The 23,428-nt window shown below is 29.4% G+C and carries 17 protein-coding genes; 5 read left to right on the forward strand and 12 right to left on the reverse strand.

The genetic code is table 11. The annotated features are described in order from the left end of the window. From J2127_RS00005 to J2127_RS00040, 8 genes are all read right to left on the reverse strand, one after another. The coding region (locus J2127_RS00005; RefSeq protein WP_209731428.1) for a CARDB domain-containing protein at positions 1-3,371 on the reverse strand (3,371 nt) is incomplete at its 3' end. Positions 3,372-3,600: 229 nt separating this feature from the next. After that, a complete protein-coding gene (locus J2127_RS00010) occupies positions 3,601-4,968 on the reverse strand; it encodes an ABC transporter substrate-binding protein (protein ID WP_209731429.1) in 1,368 nt (455 codons plus the stop codon). A gap of 318 nt (positions 4,969-5,286) precedes the next feature. Next, positions 5,287-6,324, reverse strand: a complete 1,038-nt coding sequence (comC, locus tag J2127_RS00015) for an L-sulfolactate dehydrogenase (RefSeq protein ID WP_209731430.1) — start codon at positions 6,322-6,324, stop codon at positions 5,287-5,289. A gap of 194 nt (positions 6,325-6,518) precedes the next feature. After that, positions 6,519-8,330 (reverse strand): carbamoyl-phosphate synthase large subunit, encoded by a 1,812-nt coding sequence (gene carB, locus J2127_RS00020; protein WP_348635404.1) that lies wholly within the window; start codon positions 8,328-8,330, stop codon positions 6,519-6,521. A 107-nt stretch (positions 8,331-8,437) separates the two neighbouring features. Continuing rightward, positions 8,438-9,877 (reverse strand): carbamoyl-phosphate synthase large subunit, encoded by a 1,440-nt coding sequence (carB, locus tag J2127_RS00025; protein WP_209731432.1) that lies wholly within the window; start codon positions 9,875-9,877, stop codon positions 8,438-8,440. A 232-nt stretch (positions 9,878-10,109) separates the two neighbouring features. Continuing rightward, complete coding sequence (locus tag J2127_RS00030) at positions 10,110-11,615, reverse strand: flippase (protein ID WP_432442920.1); 1,506 nt, start codon at positions 11,613-11,615, stop codon at positions 10,110-10,112. Beyond that, the gene (locus tag J2127_RS00035; RefSeq protein WP_209731433.1) at positions 11,578-13,044 is read right to left on the reverse strand and encodes a tetratricopeptide repeat protein; all 1,467 of its coding nucleotides are present in this window, start codon (positions 13,042-13,044) and stop codon (positions 11,578-11,580) included. Before J2127_RS00035 ends, J2127_RS00030 begins: the two co-directional genes overlap by 38 nt. A 255-nt stretch (positions 13,045-13,299) precedes the next feature. Continuing rightward, positions 13,300-13,638 (reverse strand): hypothetical protein, encoded by a 339-nt coding sequence (locus J2127_RS00040; RefSeq protein ID WP_209731434.1) that lies wholly within the window; start codon positions 13,636-13,638, stop codon positions 13,300-13,302. A gap of 323 nt (positions 13,639-13,961) precedes the next feature. Here J2127_RS00040 and J2127_RS00045 point away from each other — a divergent pair, with 323 nt between their 5' ends. Next, the gene (locus tag J2127_RS00045) at positions 13,962-14,813 is read left to right on the forward strand and encodes an MBL fold metallo-hydrolase (protein ID WP_209731435.1); all 852 of its coding nucleotides are present in this window, start codon (positions 13,962-13,964) and stop codon (positions 14,811-14,813) included. Positions 14,814-14,982: 169 nt separating this feature from the next. Here the strand turns inward: J2127_RS00045 and J2127_RS00050 are convergent, their stop codons facing one another. The 3 genes from J2127_RS00050 to rpsB form a co-directional block, all read right to left on the reverse strand. Beyond that, on the reverse strand, positions 14,983-15,651 hold the full coding sequence (locus J2127_RS00050) for a 30S ribosomal protein S3ae (RefSeq protein ID WP_209731436.1): 669 nt from the start codon (positions 15,649-15,651) through the stop codon (positions 14,983-14,985). A gap of 237 nt (positions 15,652-15,888) precedes the next feature. Next, positions 15,889-16,557 carry an HVO_0476 family zinc finger protein gene (locus tag J2127_RS00055; protein ID WP_209731437.1) on the reverse strand — a complete coding sequence of 223 codons (669 nt, stop codon included), beginning with the start codon at positions 16,555-16,557 and terminating at the stop codon, positions 15,889-15,891. Positions 16,558-16,653: 96 nt separating this feature from the next. Then, the gene (rpsB, locus tag J2127_RS00060) at positions 16,654-17,310 is read right to left on the reverse strand and encodes a 30S ribosomal protein S2 (protein ID WP_209731820.1); all 657 of its coding nucleotides are present in this window, start codon (positions 17,308-17,310) and stop codon (positions 16,654-16,656) included. Positions 17,311-18,058: 748 nt separating this feature from the next. Here rpsB and J2127_RS00065 point away from each other — a divergent pair. The 4 genes from J2127_RS00065 to J2127_RS00080 all read left to right on the forward strand — a co-directional run bounded on the left by J2127_RS00065 (position 18,059) and on the right by J2127_RS00080 (position 22,345). Continuing rightward, entirely contained in the window at positions 18,059-18,664 is a 606-nt protein-coding gene (locus tag J2127_RS00065) for a DUF7121 family protein (RefSeq protein WP_209731438.1), read from the forward strand. A gap of 756 nt (positions 18,665-19,420) precedes the next feature. Continuing rightward, positions 19,421-20,677 carry a peptide chain release factor aRF-1 gene (prf1, locus tag J2127_RS00070; RefSeq protein WP_209731439.1) on the forward strand — a complete coding sequence of 419 codons (1,257 nt, stop codon included), beginning with the start codon at positions 19,421-19,423 and terminating at the stop codon, positions 20,675-20,677. A gap of 282 nt (positions 20,678-20,959) precedes the next feature. After that, a complete protein-coding gene (gene corA / locus J2127_RS00075) occupies positions 20,960-21,913 on the forward strand; it encodes a magnesium/cobalt transporter CorA (RefSeq protein WP_209731440.1) in 954 nt (317 codons plus the stop codon). 138 nt (positions 21,914-22,051) lie between these two features. Beyond that, positions 22,052-22,345: a signal recognition particle subunit SRP19/SEC65 family protein gene (locus J2127_RS00080; RefSeq protein ID WP_209731441.1), complete on the forward strand. Its 294-nt coding sequence runs from the start codon at positions 22,052-22,054 to the stop codon at positions 22,343-22,345. 288 nt (positions 22,346-22,633) lie between these two features. Here J2127_RS00080 and J2127_RS00085 read toward each other — a convergent pair whose 3' ends face one another. Next, positions 22,634-22,984: a winged helix-turn-helix domain-containing protein gene (locus J2127_RS00085; RefSeq protein WP_209731821.1), complete on the reverse strand. Its 351-nt coding sequence runs from the start codon at positions 22,982-22,984 to the stop codon at positions 22,634-22,636. Positions 22,985-23,428: the final 444 nt, after the last annotated feature.

Genomic DNA, 23,428 nt, shown 5'->3' on the forward strand with positions numbered 1-23,428 from the left:
ACTACGTAAATAACTTCTTCAGTAGCTTCATTTCCAAGATTGTCTTGAGCTACTACAGTTAAGTTGTTTTTATTTCCAGCTACTGTTTCTATTGTAGCAGTGTATGTATTTTCTTGATCTTCTACTGCTTTAAATTCAACAGCTACGTCATCTAAGCTAGCTGAAGTAATTGAACCTTCGTTTAATACTGCAGTAACTTCTAATGAACCCTCATTTACGATAGTTCCATTTATTGGTGTTAATGTGATTGTAGGTGCTTCTGCATCTACTACGTAAATAACTTCTTCAGTAGCTTCATTTCCAAGATTGTCTTGAGCTACTACAGTTAAGTTGTTTTTATTTCCAGCTACTGTTTCTATTGTTGCAGTGTATGTATTTTCTTGACCTTCTACTGCTTCAAATTCAACAGCTACGTCATCTAAGCTAGCTGAAGTAATTGAACCTTCGTTTAATACTGCAGTAACTTCTAATGAACCTTCATTTACGATAGTTCCATTTATTGGTGTTAATGTGATTGTAGGTGCTTCTGCATCTACGGTGAACGAAATTGTTTTTACAGCTTTGTTTCCATTGCTTTCACTAACGTTTATTTTTAATGTGTGAGCACCTGATGTGATACCTGTAACATTACCCGTGTAAGTTGTATCTTTAGGAGTTAATGTAACAATTTTTTCGTTTGCTGTTTTTTCATCAATTATAGCACTATATTTACTTGCTACTTCACTTAATGTAACAGATATGTCAAATGAACCGCTTAATTTAGCACCTTCTTCAGGTGTTACACTTTCGATTGCTATTGGACTGTCTAATATTACAGCATCATCTACAGTGATGTTGAATACCTGGTTTGATACATTATTCCAAACTGCTGTTATAGTAAATTTTTTATTCTCTTCATTTACGATAAGATAGTAGCATAATGTATTATCAATTCCTTTAACATCGTCCCATTTGGATTCAACGTCGCCAATCTTTATTTTTGAATTTGAAGTATCTACACCTTCAGGCCCTACAATTTGTATACCTATTCTGTTACCTGCGGGCATTTTTTCAGTAGCAGGACTCCATATAATTTCTCCTCCTACATATTCAACGATATTACCATTTGAATTAACAACTACATTTTCCCCGCCAACATTTTCTGGGCTTCTGAGGATAACCCCGCCTAATATAGAGGTCGTGTTAAATGTTACGTTTCCGTAGCTATTACTTTGTTCGTCAGATAATTCAATATTCGTAATGTTTACAACGTAAGGTTTTGAAGTATTCACAATTTCCAATACGAAGTTTGCAAGTTCAAATTCACCATATTTATTTTCAGTGAAGTTGAAACCTCCAAAGTATCCGGTTTCGGCATTGTAATTTGAGAATGTACCCGATAACATCTGATCCTTAACTACTAAGTTTTTAAGGTTTAATGTTCCTTCAAATCCCGCACATTTTCTATATTCAGCAACGTCTTTTGCGTTAAGCGTGAAAATGAAACCTTTTTCGTTAGGGTCTTTTTTTGCTGTGTACACATTGATTGCATCATCAACAATTTTTACAGATTTTGAAAGTCTGTTGTTTGATTCGTTTTCTTCACTCACTGCATTGCTATCGTCTGCAATTATTGTCAATAATGTAGTTATTTTTGCGTTATTTGCCCATTCGAATTGTATTGTTTCGGTAGCACCTACTTGCAATGAATTAATTGTTTTTTCGATTGGATTGTTTGCATCAACATATAATGATACTTTGAATGGTTTTGTAATGTCAACGTGACCATTATTTGTAACATCTACATCCAAGGTTACTTTTTGTCCAATATTGTATGAATCCGGAATAATAGCGTTAATTCCAATATCGGAACTTATGATTTCTACTTTAGCATTATTTAATTCGACATTATTAAATTCAGAAGTTTTATCTGAAATTGATACATTGGTTAATTCAAAAGTTGAATTTCCACTATTTAAAGCTTTAAATTTAGCTTTTACAATAGGCATATTATTTGTAATTCCATCTATAACAATTGAATATCTAATAATTCCATTATTATTATCAATATCAATAAGTTTTAAATTAATATCACTTTCAGGAATTAAAAATGTAGAATTTTCACACATTACCAAATTCTTATCAAAATTAAGTATAAATTCAAATCCATTTACAGTCCTAACTCCATCTAATTTATTTAAATCAATAGTTATGTTAAAATATTCATCAACTGTAACTAGAGATTTATTTTCAGTCAAATTTACAGAAATTGTGTTTTCTGTAACGTCAATAGTTTTTAATACTTTATTATTAGATATATTTTCATCGTCGAAGCTTAATTCAGCGATTATTTTTGTACTTGGTTTTTCTGCTGTCCAGTCTACAATTATTTCCTGGGTTTCACCAGCAACTAAGGGTCTTATATTTTCCGTTTTTAACAAAGTAGAATCTGCATATACTGAAATAGTATAGCTTGCCGTATCTTTTAAAGTTACTGAACCTTCATTTGAAACTGGTACGGTTATTTTTGCAGGTGTTGAATAGTATGGATTATCAACGGTAATTTCACCAATTGCAATGTCTGGTGTATTAACTACTATGCTAACATCTTGTTGTGCAACTTTTTCAACATATTGAGCAGAAACTTTTCCATTTAAAGTACTTGCATCTAAAACTAAATCTGGTATTTGTACTTTGAATGATTTTGATGTAGCATCATAATTCATTGTGTAATTTTTATCATTTAGTGAAAAGTTTACACTCATACTTTCATTTGCAAAGCCTGGGTTGATTAATTTTGAGTCCACATCTAAAGTAACAATTCCTTCGTAAATAAGTTCAGGAAGTACAGTCACTTCAAGAATATTAGGATAATATCCCAAAACTCGAACATTTGCACCCAATATATGCTCTGAAATAGGAGTTGTTGAAACACCGCCATCTTTAGTCATATCGATATTTCTTAAAAGTACTTCATTTGTTGAAATATTAGATGTATTGAATGTAAGAGTAGCTATTTTAAAGCTAGTTTCGGTAATTCCTCCGCCTATCCAAGCTAAGCTAATTGAGTTACCTGCTACATTAGCATCTTTAAGACCTGCTGTATTTGCAACGTCGGATAATTGAATATCTACTAATTTTAAATTATTCGAGTCATATGCAATAGTGGATTCAAATCCTTCTACAGTTATATTTGAATTATTTACCCAAATATCCATTTGAACTTGTTGACCGTCGCAAACATGCTGTGTTTGAGGAGCTAAGCTAACAACAATATTGGCATCTGTTGCTGCAGAACAAGCCCCTAAACTACCAAAAACCACAAAAATTGCCATCAATGACATTATTATGATTTTTAACTTACTTTTAGAGTTTATTTTTGAATTTTTCAAATTACCACCATCTAAATTCAATAGTAGTTTATTTTTTTCTTTTTTTACTCATCTTGAGTTTTAATTTCTAATTTATTTTTGATTAAGACATATTTATTAAAAAAATAATTAATAAGGTATAATTAATAGAGGACAATAAATAGAGAATGATAAAACGACTAAAGTTAATTAAAGTAATTTTATAACTTATCTGACTCTATTAATTACAAATTTAATGTTTTTTAATATATTATGGCTTATAAGGGGTTCCTTCATTAGTTTCTGGATTGTAAGCTAATAAATACTTGGTAGAACGTCCTTTAAAGTCGTCAGGGTACATTATAGTTCCCATATCCATTAAAATTTCATCCGTATTTACAATTCCTGTTTGATAGAAATCTGAGGAGTAACAGAATACTCTTCCATTAATTACAGGGTTTAATTGATTGTAACCTACGTGTCTATCCTTGAAAGCCGACAAGTATTTTGTTGCAGAAGAGATAACCCAAATATCTGCGTTTTTAGTAGTCTCAAGGAATTCTTCCTTAGTTAATTTTGCAAATCCGGTTCCGGTGTATTGCGTAAATAAGTAATCTGCCTTACAGTTTTGAGTAATTCCTCTAGCGTAATATGATTGTGCAGCAGGAACGGATGCGTATCCTTTACTGGTTATGTAACCCCAAGAAACAGCGGGTGTATTAGTACCTGATGCTGCTCTTTTAGCGTTTAATGATTTTTTCTCTACTTTTGAGAAATAGCTATTTATGAACTTTTCTTTGTTGTAGAATGCAGCCATTGCTTTTGCCCATTCACATCTACCTAAGAATGTTTGTTCGGTCCATGATGGGAATGCAACACAATTAATGCCTTTATCTTTACAATTAGCATCGATAGTAGCGCCCCTGTTGCCATCTAACGAATTCATAACAAAGTCAGGGTTTAAAGTCGTTAATTTTTCGTAATCTAAACTATCAGGGTGTCCTAAATGTACTATTTTACTATCACTACCTTCGATACCAGTTAAATGTTGATTAATATAATCAAAATGCCATGTTTTTGTACCTGTGGTAGTAGATATTCCACTAATTGTATTCAATACGTCTCCATTTTCATCATTACATACCAAATAAGCTACGTGTACGGTAGATGTCGATACAACATTATCTACAGGGGTTGTAATTATTTTATCGTATTTTCCATTTGCCCATGCAGGTTCTGCCTGAGTTTGATTTTTCAATAAGTATTTTACGCCAGCTCCGTCGGTGAATATTTTATATTCGAAACTTTCGCCGTTGTAAGGGTTTACTTCCAAACCATCAGCGTCGTAATATACAAGATCCATGCTCATAGCGTATGCAATAGGTTCGGACATCTTGTCGTAATAGTTAAATAGATATACAACATCGGAAACGGAAATTTTATTGTCTGCGTTGACATCACCGTCTTCAATATCCATATTTCTAATATTAAACAAATATACAACATCGGAAACGGAAATTTTCCCGTCACAATTAACGTCACCTAATCTATAGTCATAATTTCCATTAGCAAAGCTTGATGGAATTAAAAAAATTGTTAGAAGGATTAAAAAACCCATTTTAGTCTTAAAACTACTCAAAACTTAGCCTCCATTATTTTTAATTTTGGTAATTATTATTTTTTTGTTAAATTTTAGTATGATTTACTGCTATAGTTATAGTTATGTTTATAAATTTTAAACAAAACTTTAATTGGCTCTCAAAATATATATAATTATTGATTATTTTAATAGAATTAAATGTACCTTTAATAAAAAAATTACAACATAACTGAAATAATTATTAAAAATAAAAAATGTCAAAACTAAAAAGTAATAACTAAAAAATAGTAAAAATAATATAGGATAATAAATTAAAAATAATATAGGATAATAAATTAAAAAATAAGTATATATTAATTATTTAACATATTTTAAGATATCAATGTTATTTTTTTCGCATATTTGGGATAATTTATTGTATAATTTTTCGTCTAATTCATAACCATCTTTCTTGCTTTCCCAGGTTCTTTTTTCAGGTTCTCCCGCAACTAAAATTTCATCAAAACCATTTAAAAGTTTTGAACCCTTTAATTCATTGATTAATTCATCGGTTCTAATTTTAAAAGTTTCTGAACCTCCGAAAAATTCAGGGTTAATTGCTAAAAACAAATCACCTTTAGTACATATTGCTTTTGGGTCCGCAGTTCCTTTAACATTAGTCCCTACTTCTGCACCACCTAATGCGGACAATAATTCAATTGCTGTAGCAATCCCGTAGCCTTTGATTCCACCGAAAGGCAAAATACAGCCGTTCAAAGCTTCTTTTGGGTTATTGGTTGGTTTACCATCTTTATCTAATGCTGAATTTTCAGGTAATTGTTTACCCAATCTATCTGCTTCAAAGATTTTACCTCTTGCAATTGATGCTGTTGCCATATCTAAAGAGAATTTTGTCTCATTGCCTTCTATTGCAATAGCTACCGGATTTGTGCCCAATATTTTATCGGTTCCGCCATATGGTGCCATTGCAGGTTCAGTATTTGTTATTGCAAGTCCTATTAATCCTTCCTTCATTGCTCTTTCAGAATAATGACCAGTTATTCCAAAGTGGTTAGCGTTATAGGTTGAAACCATACCAATACCAACATTTTTAGCTTTTTCAATTGCTAAATCCATTGCAAAAGCCCCGATTACATAACCCAATCCCATATTTCCGTTGATTAATGCAGTTGCAGGGCTCTCCTTTTCGATTTTTATTTCTGCGTTTGGTACGATTACACCAGCCTCTAAACCAATCACGGTTTGGTGAAATCTACCTATTCCATGAGACGTAAAACCTTTTAAATCAGCTTCTGTAAAAATTTCAGCCGTTAATTTTGCATCTTTTTCATTTACGCCGTATTTTAATAAAATTTGTGTTAATAATTCAATTTGATTTTCAGGAGTTATAAACATATTATCCACCAATTTTTAACTATTTTTAACTATTTTGATTGAATTATGATATATGATTTTTTGTATATAATTATAGTGATTGGGATTTGAAATAACTGATATATGAAGTATTATAAAATAAAGATAAAAAAATAAGAATTTAAAAATTAAAAAATTTAAAAAATAAATGTTTTATGAGTTTATTTAATATATGATTAATTTTCTAATTCATTTAATGAATAAACTTCCAATTCCGCGTTATTTTTAATAGATTCGATTGCTTTTAATGAAGCTAAAGCACCCTGTAAGGTTGTGAAGTATGGTATATTGAGTTCTACTGCAACTCTTCTTATTAGATAACCATCAGTTTTTGCCTTATCTCCTGAAGAAGTGTTTATCATTAAATTAACACCACCTTTTTGAGCAAGTTCTAAAATACTACCCTTTTTACCTTCGGATATCTTTTTAATTTCCATTACATCGATTCCGAATTGCCTTAATTCTCTTGCAGTACCCGATGTTGCAACAATTTCAAAGCCCAAATCAGCGAATTTCCTTGCAATTTCTACGATATTATCTTTATCTCTGTTTCTAACACTTATGAATACTGTTCCGGAGGTAGGTAGTTCCATATTTGCAGATAACTGGGATTTGTAGAATGCTACACCGAAATCTTTATCAATACCTATTGCTTCACCAGTTGATTTCATTTCAGGACTCAATACTGGGTCTACACCAGGTAATTTTAAGAATGGGAATACTGCTTCTTTAACACTTACGTATTTAGCTTTTGCTACGCCTTCATATCCCATTTCTTTTAATTTTCTACCCATTATCACATTTGTTGCTATTTTAGCCAATGGTACACCCACAGATTTACTTACGTAAGGTATGGTTCTTGAAGCTCTTGGGTTTGCCTCAATAATGTAAACTTTACCATCTTTTACAGCATATTGGATGTTTAAAAGACCCACCACACCTAAATCTAAAGCTAAATTGGTAGTATATTCCTGAATAACCTTTAACGTTTCTTCAGAGAGTGTTTGAGGTGGTATTACACAAGCACTGTCACCACTGTGGATACCTGCTTCTTCGATGTGTTCCATGATTGCACCTAAGAATACGGATTCACCATCACATATCGCATCTACATCGATTTCTGTAGCTTCCTCTAAGAATTTATCCACTAAAATAGGGTGGTCTGAGGATATCTTAACAGCTTCACGCATATAATCCTTTAATTCCTCTGTATTATATACAATTTGCATAGCTCGACCGCCTAAAACGTATGAAGGTCTAACTAATACTGGATAACCTATTTTTTCAGCGATTATTATTGCTTGGTCTTCACTGAAAGCAGTTGCACCCTCTGCTTGAGGTATCTTCAATTTATCGAGCACTTTAAGGAATTGTTCCCTGTCTTCTGCCAAATCAATTGAATGAGGACTTGTACCTAAAATATTTACGCCCGCGTTGTGGAGTTTCATTGCAAGGTTAATGGCTGTTTGACCACCAAATTGTACAATTACGCCCAAAAAGTTATTGTTTTTGCTTTCGTTTTCAATTATGTCCATTATTTGTTCGTAAACTAAAGGCTCAAAGTAAAGTTTATCCGAGGTATCGTAATCCGTACTTACGGTTTCAGGGTTGTTGTTCACAATTATAGCTTCAATACCCATTTCTTTTAATGCAAAAATGGCGTGTACTGTAGAATAATCAAATTCAACACCTTGACCAATTCTAATTGGACCTGAACCTAAGATTATTACCTTTTTTCTGTCCGAAGCTTTACTTTCGTTCTGCTCTTCGTCAATGTATCTTTCGTAGCAAGAGTAGTAATAAGGAGTTGCTGCTTCAAATTCTGCTGAGCAGGTGTCTACCATCTTATAAACAGGTGTTAAATTAAGTTTTTTCCTAAATTCCCTAATTTCATCTTCAGATTTGTTTAAAAGATTTGCTAACTGTACATCTGAAAAACCATACATTTTGGCTTTTAAAAATATTTCCTTTAATTTTTTATTATCTATAATCATAAAAAATCCCCTAATAATGTTATTAAAGATATAAATGATAGTTATTGAGTATTAAAGATTAAATCTTAAAGATTGTATTAATCTTAAAGATTACATTATTATTAAATAATTTTACCTAAAACTTCCAATTCTTTTTTAGTTTCAATTATTTTATTAATTTCTTTTATGAAAAATTCGTCAATTCCAGTTGATTCGCAAACTTCCCTGATTGACCAGCCTTTATCTAATGCTTCAGCGATTATGAATATCCTTTCGTCTGTTGCATTCTTTAAAATTTCATTTATTTCATCATTAGAGTGTTCTGTTTCTTTTCCATCGCCAATAATTCCATATCTTCCGATGTCTAAACTTCTAATTGCCTTTTGTAAAGCTTCTTGGAATGTCCTACCAATTGCCATAATTTCACCGGTTGACTTCATTGCAGTTCCTAATCTCTTATCAACGGTTCTAAATTTGTCAAATGGCCATCTTGGGATTTTTACAACCACGTAATCTAAGGTAGGCTCGAAACTTGCAGGTGTTTCTTTTGTAACGTCATTTAAAATTTCATCAAGTGTCATGCCTAAAGCTATTTTTGCAGCTATTTTTGCTATTGGGTAACCTGTTGCCTTACTTGCAAGTGCAGAGCTTCTTGAAACCCTAGGGTTTACCTCAATTACCACATATTCGGTTCCTTCAGGATTTACTGAAAATTGAACGTTACATCCACCTTCAATTTTTAAGTGTCTTATTATCTGTAAAGCTGAATCCCTTAGTAATTGGTGTAAATCATCACTTAATGTCTGTGATGGAGCTGTAACAATACTTTCGCCGGTGTGTATCCCCATAGGGTCGATATTCTCCATATTACAAACTACGATACATGTATCGTTCTTATCTCTCATAACTTCATATTCAAATTCTCTCCAACCCAATAAACTTTGGTCGATTAAAACTTGGTGTATCATTGAGTATGCGAGTCCTTTTTCCGTGATTTCTACCAATTCTTCCTCGTTATTGGCCACACCGCCACCAGTTCCTCCTAAAGTAAAAGCAGGTCTAACAATTACCGGGTATCCTAATTCTTTAGTAGCCTCAATTGCTTCTTCTACAGTATTAACAGCTGCAGATTTAGCTATTGGTTGGTTTATTTCTTCCATTGCTTTATTGAATAAATCCCTGTCTTCGGAAGTTTCAATTACTTCTTCAGTTGAACCTAAAAGCTCTATATTGTATTTTTCCAATATTCCTCTTTTTGATAATTCAATGGCGAGATTTAAACCCGTTTGTCCCCCCATTGTAGGTAAAATAGCGTCTGGTTTTTCTTTTTGGATTATTTTTTCAAGTACCTTTGGATTTAATGGTTCCAAATAAACTTTGTCTGCGATGTTGGTGTCTGTTTGAATCGTTGCAGGATTTGAATTAACCAAAATGGTATAAATACCTTCTTCCTTCAACGATTTACAAGCTTGAGAACCTGAAAAATCGAATTCTGCAGCTTGCCCTATTACAATGGGTCCTGAACCTAATATCATTACCTTTTTAATGTCTTGTCTTTTCAAATTTCCACCTTATGATATTGTAAATGTTAACACTCTGAAATAGTCTGTGAGTTAAAATTTCGTAATAATAAACTCAATTAAATGAATCAAAATTGAATCAAAATTGATATTCAAATTATCAAAATATAATATATTAACATATTTATAGTATCGCATAATTGGTATAATTAAATATATTAATTTTATAAAAAAAATAGATAAAATAGATAAAATAGGAAAATATGAAAAGTTGTTACCTTAATTTCTTTATGGCTACCACAAATGTGATAACTGAAATTATCGATGACGAAATTAATGTTGCCATTGCACCGCCGACTATTCCATATATTGGTATCAAAGATAAGTTTAATAGGGAATTCAATACTATTCCCAGTATTATAATATATAAGGGTATTTTTGCATAACCAATTCCTTGAAGTGAGGATGCAGACAAAGTATACATACTCATAACCGATGCAGAAAATGACAATATTATCAAACTATTTGAAACGTCCGTATTTGAAACTCCGAAAGATAATTTCAAAATTTCATCTGCAAATATCACGAAAATTGCCAATAAAGGTAATAATATCATAAAATTCAATAATATGGATTTTTTTAAATAATTTAAAGCTGTTGAACCTTTTAATATATTTGAATCTTTTGAATCTTTCGAATTATTTTTGTTTAAATTATTTTCTTTCGAATTATTTTCGTTTAAATGTTCCGAATTAGATTTTGCTATTCTTGGAATTAGTACCGTTGAAATAGATGCCGCAAATAAGAATAGTAACTTAGAAATTAATGACGCATAACCGTATAAACCATTATCATATGATCCTAACATACTCATTATAAATATGCTATCCAAATCGTTTAATAAACGGTATGAAGTAGCAGTTAAGGCTATTGGTACGGCATAAATCATTACTTTACGTACTATTTTATTGGAAACTTCCTTATTTAACTTTGAATCCGGAATTGAATTTAATTCTGATTTTTTATTTTTGTAACGAGGTATGTATTTAAAAATTATATAAAGTCCCAAAAGACCGCCTAAAAGGTAACCTACAGAAACGGATATCAGTGCACCAGTTACGCCAAAAAATAACGCCAAAGGTATTAAAAATATAACTTTTGAAGTATGTTCTAACACCCATGTTAATGACAATTGCCTTATTTTCAAATTACCCTGTAATATACCCCTTGACCAGGATATAATCGCTGAAAGAGGTATAGATAAAGCTATCGCATAGTAATAAATATCGGGTAAAGTTGAATAGTCCCCGCCTAATATGTATTTCAAAGAAATTGCAAATAACGCCCCAACAAAAGAAAATAAAACCATATACTTTAGTATATCAAATTCCCAAAGAGTATTTTGATTATTTAAATCATTTAAATTTGTAAAATCGATTTTATCGTTTTTATCGTTTTTTTCTTGATGTATTTTTTCCAATTGAGTCTTTGATTTATTTTCGGATATAAATTTCGCCATTGCAGGAGGGATTCCTGAGCAAAAAAAGATTACAATTGTGTCCGCAATCGGTAATAAACCCCTGATGGTACCAAAACCTTCTGTACCAACGATAAAAGGGACTAACCAAAAAAATATGTATAATATTAATTTTGAATAGAGATTTGACAATATCATATAAAAACTATCCTTAAAAAGACCATTTTCTGAATTTTTAATCTGCTTAAGTCTTCTTAATTTATTTTTAGAATATTGGTTCTTCGTAATCTTCATAGACATCATCAATATAGTATTCAAATTTATCTTTATCATCTTCATAATTATTTTTAGGAAGTTTGTTCCGGTCATTAGTTTTTCGAACTTCTTCGTTATTTAAATTTACTACCATTAAATCGTCTTCATTTGAATCTTCGAGTTCGTATTCTTGTTCGTATTCTTGTTTTCTAAGAGAATCTTTAGTTTTGTATATACTTTCATATGGACTACTATATGAATCATTATATGTATTTACATTTGTACGTCTTGTATTCCCAGGTAATTTGGATAAATCTACGCCCATGCCCGTGTTAAAAGGTATTAAATCTCTTCTAATTTTATTATTATTATTATTATTATTTTTAGTATTTTTAGTAAACTTGTTATTTTTATTATTTTCAACTTCGGAATTATTGGAATTATTTTTAAATTCTTTTTCTTCTCTTTCTTCTTTTTCGATAAATGGTTCAGAAGTTAATTTACTTGAATTATCCGTATTATCCTTAATCTCAATATCGATATTCCTATTAACTATCTCATTATTTTCAATTTCCATATTAATATTATCCGCGGTATGGTTGATATCAATTTCCCCCGCATCTTTATTTTCCAAATTTTTGGTAATCTTTTCTTCGAAATCTAATTGTGTTTCTAAAGTATCGTAGATTAAATTATTTATTAAATCGTTTAATTCCATATATTCCGTATTAGTCTTTATGTCATCATTGTTATTGCTATTGTTACCAATATTTTCATTATTAATACTTTCATTGATATATTCGCTACCATTAGGATTAACACTAGTTTCAGCGGGATTTCCGACTGATTTCAGTTTCTTATTAAGTTCCTGGGCTTTTGCCTTTTTATCATTTATAATTTTAGAAATTTTAACAATATTATTCTTTATAGATTGAGAATTAGGATTTAATGACAAAGCATGCTTTAAACATACCCTAGCTTTTTCATATTTTTTTTGCTTGTAAAACTCGAGTGCTTTTGCATTCCACTCATAGGGCAATCTTGATTTTAAAAGGCTTTGAATAAACTTTAAATTTTTTAATGCAACTTTTGAATTTGGATTGCATACGTACGCTTTTTCGTAATAGTAATGAGATTTTAAATAGTTTTTATCCTTGTAATATTTAAGTCCCAATTTACTCCAACGTTCGTATTTTTCTAGATTTGATGTTTCAATCTTTTTTCCCAATTTCTTTTTATAGTTTATTGCTGGTTGATATTGAGAATTGTGATATAAACATTTATTTGCGTAATCGAGTGCAACCTCATAGTCTTCAAGTGCTGTATATACTAAACACATACCGAAAAGTGCTAAAAAATCACTTGAATTTATCCTTAATATCCTTTTAAAGTAACCAATTGCGTCTGAATACTTTTTATCGTTGTAATATGTGATTCCTTGAACATATAACTTATAAGTTTGTTGATTCGAGGGCATTTAACTCACTCCCACTATGCTCTCATTTATAGGCGCCACTTTATGATGGGCATATATAGACATAATAATTATAGCTATGATAGTATATAAAATATTTTATATAATACGTGTGGTAACTATCTTCATCTATTAATTTAGATAAAGTAATATAATAAAATATAATAATATAATAATAAAATATAATAAAATATAATAAATAATAAAAAGAAAAAAAATAAAATAATAATTAAATAAATAAGTAAATAAGTAAATTTATTATATTTTGAGAACTTCTGAAAGTTCTAAAGCTTTTTTAAAACAGTTTTTGGCTTCTTCAGAGTCATTATCTTCCAATAATTGTGCTTTTTGTATCCATAGTTTGGAATTTTCTGGTGCAAGCTCCAATGCGTTTGTGATACATTGCATTGCAAGTTTGTCCTTTCCCAACTCATGGTATATTGAAGACATAAGATTCCATATTTCGTATTCACTTTCAGCCATTTTTCTTGAAGAAATTACTCTTTTAAAACAGATTAAAGCCTTTTCATAATCTGGTTTATTTGAGTTACAGTTCAAAATTCCTTCTTCAAACCAATTTACTGTTGTATCTTCCATATTAACACCTGGGACAATATAAATATACACAAAATCTATAATAAACGTATATTTGGGCTCGATTGTATGACATGACGTTATTAATGATAATTGTTGTAATATTGTTGATATATATTGTTAAGTCTAATTATGCTTTAAGAGACTATATAAAATTTTTGTGTATGTTGTTTGTGAGGTAAGGGTATTTCAACGTAAATTCTATAATATTTATATCATATGTGGGAAATATGTAATATTGAATAATTGACTAAATTAAATGAAATTATGTGTAATTATGAAATTATTAATAAATAACAAATAATTAAATTAATGAGGCTAAAAATATGAAATTAACTGTTTTAGTAGATAATAATGCCCAATTATTAAGTAGAGATATCTATGGGGAGCACGGCTTATCTCAATTTATAGAAGTAGATGATAAACAAATTTTACACGATACTGGATTTTCAGATTTATTTATTGAAAATGCCGAAGAATTAGGTATTAATGTAGCTAATATAGATTACTTAGTGTTATCTCACGGTCACAATGACCACACAGGTGGTTTAAAATATTTAATCGAATATATGAGCGAATTTAGAACTAAAAAACAAAAACCTGTTTTAATTGCCCATGAAGCAGTATTTGATAGGAAATTTAAAGGAAGCGAAGAAATTGGTTGCACTGTAGATATAAAAGATATTAAAAAAGCTTTTAACGTACAATTATCCAAAAAAATGCAAAAAATAACTGAACATTTTTATTTTTTAGGAGAAATTGAAAGAAATAATGATTTTGAAACTGTAGACCCTTACAAAAAACTTGTTAAAGATGAAAATGGCAATAATGTATATGTTGACGATTATTTAGTAGATGACAGCTCCCTTGCATATATCAAAGGTGACGATGATAAAAAAGAATTAGTTATAATCACTGGTTGTGCACACTCTGGTATCTGTAACACCACTGAAATGGCGAAAAAGTTAATCGGAGATTATCCAGTTATTAGTGCAGTTGGCGGTTTTCACTTAATAGAACCTTCAGAAGATAGGATAACCAAAACCTGCGACTATTTAAAAAGTTTAAACTTAGACTCGTTATATGCCTGCCACTGTACGGATTTAGATTCAAAAATTAGACTTGCACAAGCAAATCCATTAAAAGAATTATCTGCAGGTACAGTTTTAGAATTTTAAAATTAAACAATTAATTATTAATAATTATCAATTAATTTTTAAAAAAAGCTTTATTTTTATATTACTTATTTTACTTATTTTACTTATTTGTTTTTTATTTTACTTTATTTTATTAAATTATTAAAAAAATTAAATTAAGATTTTAAAATTTATTTTAAAAGTTAAAATCTTATTGTGCTTCAGCTGCAGCTTCTGTTTTTTCTTCTTCAGCTTTTTCTTCAGCAACTGGTGTTAATACACCCATTTCCATAACATCTGATTTGTAAACTTCTACTCTTCTTAATGGGAATAATTTTTTACATTCGCCGTAGATTTTTGAACCCATAGCTCCCATTAACATAGCGTGAACGAATTCAGGGAAGGTCAATTCTTTTGACATGTCTCTGATGATTTGTTCTGTTTTTAATCTGATTTCTGTTTTGTGGTGGTCTCTTGCTCTAACAGCTGTTAAAACTAAAGCTTTAACTCTTAATTTGAAGCCATCTTTTGTTCTTACATCAATGATTGTTGTAATTTTGCTTCTTCTTCTTCTAACTTGTGATTTCAAGTATTCTCTTGTAGTGTCGTGACCTACAAATTGAGTAACAGCGTTTTTACCACTTACTGAATCAACTTTGAACTGCATTCTGATTGAGTGTTTTGAGTGGTCGTTTGTTAAATCTTTTAAGCTGATTTCTGAAACTCTACCGATTAAACCTGCTGGGTCGTTTGCAGGTGTTTGTCCTATTTCTGCGCCTCCAAAGGATTTAGGAGCAACAATATTGTACCATACTTTGGTTTTCCAAGTATCTCTGGTCATTCTTTTTCCTTTGGTTGACCTTGCTTTCATTCTTGCCATGGTTACACCTCAAATATGAATTCGGATTTTTTGAATTCAATGAATATCTCATGTTTCGTATTTCGTTATAAGTTAAAATGAATTAAATGAAATTTTAAATCATATTATTTATTGATATTAATCGTTAGTATTAATTATTACTTATAATCATTACTTATAATTCAATATATTTAATTATGCTACAATATTATATTCAATATTATTCAATATTATTCAATATTAATTATAGTATAATAATTAAATTACATAATCGGTTAAATCAATGAAATCCCTCATAGGACTTACAGGTTCCGAGTAAATTCTCACGATTTTCCTTGCAACTTCTCTGGTGAAATATCCTTTTTCTGTTTTTATTCTTTTTATCCTGAAAAACAGTTCACCTGCCCTATATACCTGGTCTTCCTCAAAAGCCTGATTATGTGAAACTAAAACGCTAAAAGAACGGGTTATTCCACCAGCACTAACAGAAATATTGACTTTTTTAGGAACGTCTAAAGATTTAGCCCATATCATTTTAATGTCTTTTGCAAATGCAGATTCCACTCTTCTTGAACCTTCAAGTTCTACACTAGTTATTTCAACATTCTCGCCTTTTACTGCGATTGTGTCCTCAACACTTAACTTTTCATCGTCGGGAATATCGACAGTGAATTGTTCGGATTGATTATATCTGCTCACTACAACCTTAATATGTTGTAGTTTACATCTTTTTTCGATGTTGTGCACATTTCCACAATCTTGGCACTTTACCGTATATCTCAAAAGTTTTTTTGATTCAACTTTTTTGATTAAATCGTGAGGAGTAATATCATTGCATGCAGGACATTCAAAATATAACTGCTCTTCAAATGATTCGCATTCATCGTCGTATTCATTTTCGTAAGTTTTGTTCTGGTTCTCGCTCATTTTACCACTGTTTCTATTTATATAAGTACGATATTTTGTAATACTTTATTACTTGATTGATAATTAATTAGATCGTTAATTGATAATACTTATCAATTATCTTCTTCTTCTGTTTTGTCTTCTATTTGGTCTCTTTTTCATTTTAACTTTGGTATTCATTGATTTTTCTAAGAAGTCATCATATTTGAATGGTACTTCTTCACCAATTAATCCTCTGTTTTTCATGTATTCTCTTGCGATTAAGTAGTACATTAAAGATACTGACTTTCTACCTTTGTTGTTTGTAGGGATGATGAAGTCAATGTGTGAGGTTAAGTGTTCTGTGTCACACATACCTACAATAGGTATCCCAACTTCAATAGCTTCTTTTAATGCTTGTTTGTCTACTCTAGGGTCACTTAAGAATAAAACTTCTGGTTCCATGAACTTTCTTGATGCAGGGTTTGTTAATGTACCTGGCACAAATCTACCTGCGAGTGTTTTGATTCCTGTTGTTTTACCGAATTTTTCTAATGGTCCTACTGTGTAAACTCTTCTTGAAACAGCTAAAATTTGTTCTGGTTCATAGTTTGATAAGAATTTTGCAGCTAATCTTAATCTTTCATCAGTTTTCCTAACGTCTAATACATATAAACCGTCAGCTCTAACTCTGTAGATAAATCTTCTCATGTCTTCGGTTTTTTGCTGTGTACCGATGTGGATACCTGATGCTAAGTAGGTGTCCAACGATGTTAATAGGTTATCGTCTGCCATGTTCTTTTCCTCCAAAATAGTGGGTTCTTGACTTTCGAAAAATAAAGCCTTTTCACATGTTTTCCAAATACTAAAAACTTGTGTATAACATATGATATATGCCATATCTTTTGTTTATGTAGCAATTGGACTTTTGTTGTTTTATGAATGGTAATTTACGATTTAATCGTTATTTAAATTGTAATTAATCAATTAATAATATATAATTAATAATATATAATTAATAATATACAATTAAAACCATTCTTTTTTCAGTTATTAATATTTATTAATATTTAGCGTTTTTCTTGTTTATTTACTTTAAAATCCTTTAACTCGAATTTTTAAAGAAAGTATTCAATTCGGTTTTATAACCTAATAGATGTTTTATCACTTAATATATATAGTTATGCTAGATAGCCACATTACTTTGAATTTCAAATAATGAATACAATATAATTTCAATTTCGAATGGTTTATAAAGGGCATATATCAAATATTATATTGTAAATTAATTCGCAGTTAATTCTTAAATAATTCATAATTACTTTGGGATTAATTCATAAATAATATTCATAAATTTAACTATTGGCGCATTTAAAAATTCCAAAAAATAGGGATAAATTAACAAATATATAAATAAATAGCCAATAAAAGTTAGAAATTAAAGGTATGTGGGAATTAAATAATAAATAATAAATACCCAGATTTACAAATTTATATATATGAGGGTTACATGCCCTACCCAAACGAGGGATTGGTGTAAAAAATGGAATATGAACCTATAAAAACTCAACTTGATAAGATAAATACTAAAATAAAAGAATTATATGAAGAAGCTAAAGAACTAAAGAAAATAAGAGACGACGCAAACGAAAAGGTTAAGGAATTTAAAGAGACTCGGGAAGCCATAAATACGGATGTAAAAAATAGAATTGAAGAGATTAGGGAATTAAAACAGAAAAGGGCAGGACTTCTTGAAGAATTTAAGATGATGAAATTAACCAAAAACCAGATTGCTGAAAAAATTGAGCAATTGGAAATGCAACTTGAAACGAGCGCTACAGATATGGACAAAGAACAAGCTTTGGCAGCTCAGATTCAATCATATCAAGAATTATACAAAAGAGCTTCTGAATTGGAAGAATTAAATGAAACCATTAAAGAAATGTCAGATAGTATTTCAGTATTGGTAAATGAATCTTCAGAAGAGCATAAAAAAGTTTTAGAAAATGCGCGAACCAGTGCAGAAAAGCACCAAGAATTATTAATAGCATATAATGAAATAAATCAATTAAAATCAAAAGCTTCAGAACTTCATGAACAGCTTAAGAATCTAAAACTTCAGGAAATTTCGCAAGATAGTGTAGAGTAAACCTCTATATCAGTATTTCAACGTACTATTTAGATTATTAGATTTAATAATCCATATTTTATTGTTAATCTTGCTTTATTTTTATTTATTATTCATTTTTAATTTTAATATATAATTATTTGATTTTTTATAGTCCTATTTTATTTTACTTTGTTTTACATTAATTATTTTAGATTAATTATTTTAGATTAATTATTTTAGATTAATTATTTTAGAGTATATTGATTGTACTTTTTTTATATGACCTAATTATTTTAACTATTTTATACTTATTTACCAGTGAATTTTAAGTTATATAATAACGCCTTAGGTTTATATATTATTAAACCATAGTATATGAAGATGAAAATAGCATATGGAAATTAAAAACGACTATTAAAACTCTAAATTATAATTCAAATAGCATTTATTTTAAAATTAATGACACTAACGGATTAAATCGTTGATTTAACCCATATTTATAGATTTATTTATTAAAAACGTGAAATTATGAATTTAAAATTAGATTTTGACTTATATTTTAAAACTTTAAAAACTGTATTACTTAAAATATGAAACACTTGCCTTATTTGTTTTTTATATTTTTATTTTATGGGTTTTTCACATAATCTGAAAATATAGCAAACAAATATTCCTAATATAATTTAATTTTTAATGTAATATAATTTAAGTAATTTAAGTAATTTAAGTTAACATATTTAATTTATTTTAATTTGTATGTATGAAGCAAATATAACAATTTAAGGTGTATAAGTTATGAGCCAAACATCGACAGAAGCATATTTATTTAAAAAATCCCTCAAAGAATTAAAAGGAAAAAAAGGAAAAGGTACCGAATTAATTAGCGTTTACGTACCTGCAGGTAGAAGAGTATCTGACATATCCCAATATTTAAGACAGGAATTGTCACAATCCTCAAACATTAAGAGTAAAACCACAATGAAAAACGTTCAGTCAGCCATTGAGGTAATCTTACAGAGATTAAAACTCTTAAAAGAACCATTAGAAAATGGTGCAATTATATTTGCGGGAATGATACCAAGAGGCGGTCCAGGTACTGAAAAAATGGAAGTTTACGTTTTAGAACCTCCTGAAGCAGTTAAAACATTCATATATAGGTGTGATTCTCAATTTTTCACCGACCCACTTGAAGACTTTATACAAGATAAAGAAGTTTACGGTGTAATACTCGTAGATAGAAACGAAGCTACAATAGGTACAGTTAAAGGAAAAACTATTACTGTGTTAAAAAAATTAACAAGTGGTGTACCAGGTAAATTTAAAGCAGGGGGTCAATCTGCAAGAAGATTGGAAAGATTAATCGACGATGCAGCCCACCAATTTATGGTAAGGATTGGAGAATACTCAAATGAATCATTTATGCCAATATTGGAAGAGAAAAAATTGAAAGGATTGTTAATTGGCGGTCCTGGAAACACTAAAAACGAATTCGTTGAAAAAGGATTTTTACACCACGAATTAGGTAAAAAAGTTATCGATACTTTCGATTTATGTTACACTGAGGAATTTGGAATTAGAGAATTATTAGATAAAGCTTCCGAATTACTTAGAGATATGGACTTAATGAAGGAAAAGGTAATTATACAAAAATTCTTTAAGGAATTGATAAAAGATGATGGCGGTCTTGCGGCTTACGGTGAAAAACAAGTTATGAAATATCTTGACATGGGTGCAATTGACACACTTATCGTAACTGAAGACTTAAACACGACTAGAGTAACCATTAAATGTAACAATTGTGAAGCCGTTACAAACATAAATGTGAAGAATAACGAGTTATACAAATTTGAAGAAGAACTTAAATCAAAATCTTGTCCAAACTGTGAAGGTTCATTAACCATTGCGGAAGAAATGGATATAATTGAGTATTTAGCAGAATTATGTAAGGTAAACGGTTCAAATATTGTTGTTGTTTCAACCGATACCGAAGAAGGAAATCAGATATCAAAAGCTTTCAGAGGAATTGCTGCGATATTAAGATATAAAGTTTAATTTAACTACTATAACTAATTATTATGATATAAATAACTATTATTTTATTTATTTTTTAATTTAAATACGATATTTAACGACTTAATGAATAACAATTTATAATATTATGAAAAAATAAATAATATAATATAAAAAAATGAAAAGTAAATAAAAAAGCAAATAATATTGATAATATATTGATAATATATTGATAATAATATTGATAATATTAATAATACTAATAGCTTTAATAAATATAGATAATGATACATAATAGAATTAAAAGGGACCTATTGTGATAATATGCTTGAAATTCTTGGTTACGTTGAAAAAGATGTTCGAAAAATGGAATTTAATGAAATCCTGAGTGAAGACCCTAAATTAATTTGGATAGATTGCTATGACCCTTCTGAAGAAGAGTTGTCTGCAATATCTGAAAAACTAGGTATTGAAACTGATGAACTGGCATTAGGTCTCGATGAACAAGAAGTTCCAAGGGTAGAGGAAGAAGAAGATTACTACTTAATAGTTTTCAAAGCTCCTTTATTCGAAGAAGATATTACCACAACTTCATTTGGTATCTTTGTAAAAAATAACATTGTTTTAACGATACATAAAGATAAAATTAAAGCAATAGGTAAATTACACAGAGCAATAAGCTATAAAAAGCCACGTAACGTATTGGACAAAGGAAACGGGTTTTTTGTATACACCCTTTTGAACCAGATCATAAGTAGTTATTCGAAAGTGTTGGTTAAAGTTGAAGATGATTTGGATGTTTTAGAAGATAGAATTCTTCAAGATCACAACAAAAACCTTACGGATGACATATTACAGCTTAGGAAAATGCTTGTATACTTCCATAAGGCGCTTATATCTAATAAAGATGTTATTTCACTTTTAAAACGTAAATACCTCCCAATTACCACTCAAGAAGATAGATGGGAATTTGAGGATCTTTATTATGATATTATTCAGTTGATAGACATGGAAACGACATACCGAGAATTATTGTCTTCAATGATGGATATGACCTTATCGATTGAAAATATAAAAATGAACCAGATTATGAAAATTTTGACAATGGTTACTGCACTTTTTGCTGTTCCCGTCTGGATTACAGGAATTTATGGTATGAATTTTAAATATCTGCCATTTTCTGAAGACCCAAATGGTTTCTGGGTCGTACTATTAATTTCATTAATTCTGATTATCGTAGTTATGTACGTGTTCATTAAAGAAAAATGGATAAGATGACTAATTGAAAATATGAAAATATAATATTCATATCAAAATAGGATAACAGTTTTAATATTATAAAAATTAAATATAAATAAAATTAAAGATTAAACATATAAAATTCTAAAAAACTATATGCTATAAATTGGTGAAATGATGACCCAAAAGGAATTTGTGATATGGCCTGCTTACTTTGATATCCAAAATAGCCGTTCAAAAGGTAGAAAATTAAATAAAGAATTTTGCACTAGAAATGTTAAATTAAAAGATTTAGTATCTGCAGCTAAAAAATTGGGTTATTCATACGAACAGGTGAATTCAAAAGCTTACCCTAAAGAACCTTGGGAAAATATAGGCTATTTAAAAATTAAAATTAAAAATGAAGAGAATTCCGAAAGTAGTGGTAAATATGAAATATTACTTAAAATAGGTAAACAACTTTTAGCATAAAAATACATTTTAAATTTTTAAATTTTTAAATTTTATTTTAGATATAAAAAAGAGAATACTCAAATTTTATAAAATATATCTGTATTTTATAAATATATGAGTATTGAGAGAACTTATTATTTTATTTTTATTATTTTATTTTATTATTCTTATTTAGCATTGTATTTTGAGTTTAATGCCTTCAAAGGCCACACGTAAATTCATAAGAATGCCATAATTCATATTAATTAATTGGATAACTAATTTCTATTCCAAATTAGATAGCTAACTATCTAAATAAAACGGTAATTACTTATCGCTGGCAATATTGATTTCGATATTAATAGGACCGTTAATTGTAGCGGGTTTACCCTCAATTCTTTCATCAATATCAATTAAATCATTTAATCTTTCTTGAACTTTTTCAGAAATCTTTTGAATAATTGCTGAAGGTTCAACTGCTGAATAAATGTATGGCTTTTTACCCAAACCTTCTTTTTTCATTTTTTCTCTGTTTACATACCCTAAATTGTACATTTCGAGAATGGATTCCCTTACAGTTGATGGGTATATACCTGTACCATTAGCAATTTCTTCCACAGTACTTTTTTCAAACTTTCTAAGGAATATGTATATCTTAGCCCTAACTTCACTTGCCATCAAGTTTGAAATGTTTTGAACTAAAATTCTATCCACATTTTCAATTATTTTTTGAGTAATATTGTCACCACGTTTATTTAATTCAAATATTCTATAGCTATTTTAACATAGGGGTTCATTTAACTAACTTGGAACCTCAAAAACTATAAAAAAGCACATTCATCACCAAAAATACTATTTATATAGTCAAGTCCCAATTTATTAAACAAAATATTAATATCCCATGATTTTATATATAGTTTTTGGTTATTATATCTAAGTCACGTTCTTATTATATTAATTATTACCCTTATTATACAAAATTTATCATTATTTTATCCTAAAATATATATTAATTAATTGCCAATATAAATTTTATATTCTTATACGATATTTAACACTTATATAAGATAAATTTTGAGCTATTTTATTATTATTCGATAAATATATACTCATTTTACAACA

Source organism: Methanococcus voltae, from assembly GCF_017875395.1.
GTDB classification, from domain to species: domain Archaea; phylum AGJL01; class Methanococci; order Methanococcales; family Methanococcaceae; genus Methanococcus; species Methanococcus voltae_C.

Excerpts from the sequence above, each read along its gene's own strand:
- comC (WP_209731430.1), bottom strand. The coding sequence starts at position 6,324 with ATGTTTATAACTCCTGAAAATCAAATTGAATTATTAACACAAATTTTA.
- J2127_RS00030 (WP_432442920.1), bottom strand. The coding sequence starts at position 11,615 with ATGATGTCTATGAAGATTACGAAGAACCAATATTCTAAAAATAAATTA.
- J2127_RS00035 (WP_209731433.1), bottom strand. The coding sequence starts at position 13,044 with ATGCCCTCGAATCAACAAACTTATAAGTTATATGTTCAAGGAATCACA.
- J2127_RS00040 (WP_209731434.1), bottom strand. The coding sequence starts at position 13,638 with ATGGAAGATACAACAGTAAATTGGTTTGAAGAAGGAATTTTGAACTGT.
- J2127_RS00045 (WP_209731435.1), top strand. The coding sequence starts at position 13,962 with ATGAAATTAACTGTTTTAGTAGATAATAATGCCCAATTATTAAGTAGA.
- J2127_RS00050 (WP_209731436.1), bottom strand. The coding sequence starts at position 15,651 with ATGGCAAGAATGAAAGCAAGGTCAACCAAAGGAAAAAGAATGACCAGA.
- J2127_RS00055 (WP_209731437.1), bottom strand. The coding sequence starts at position 16,557 with ATGAGCGAGAACCAGAACAAAACTTACGAAAATGAATACGACGATGAA.
- rpsB (WP_209731820.1), bottom strand. The coding sequence starts at position 17,310 with ATGGCAGACGATAACCTATTAACATCGTTGGACACCTACTTAGCATCA.
- J2127_RS00065 (WP_209731438.1), top strand. The coding sequence starts at position 18,059 with ATGGAATATGAACCTATAAAAACTCAACTTGATAAGATAAATACTAAA.
- prf1 (WP_209731439.1), top strand. The coding sequence starts at position 19,421 with ATGAGCCAAACATCGACAGAAGCATATTTATTTAAAAAATCCCTCAAA.
- corA (WP_209731440.1), top strand. The coding sequence starts at position 20,960 with ATGCTTGAAATTCTTGGTTACGTTGAAAAAGATGTTCGAAAAATGGAA.
- J2127_RS00080 (WP_209731441.1), top strand. The coding sequence starts at position 22,052 with ATGACCCAAAAGGAATTTGTGATATGGCCTGCTTACTTTGATATCCAA.
- J2127_RS00085 (WP_209731821.1), bottom strand. The coding sequence starts at position 22,984 with ATGGCAAGTGAAGTTAGGGCTAAGATATACATATTCCTTAGAAAGTTT.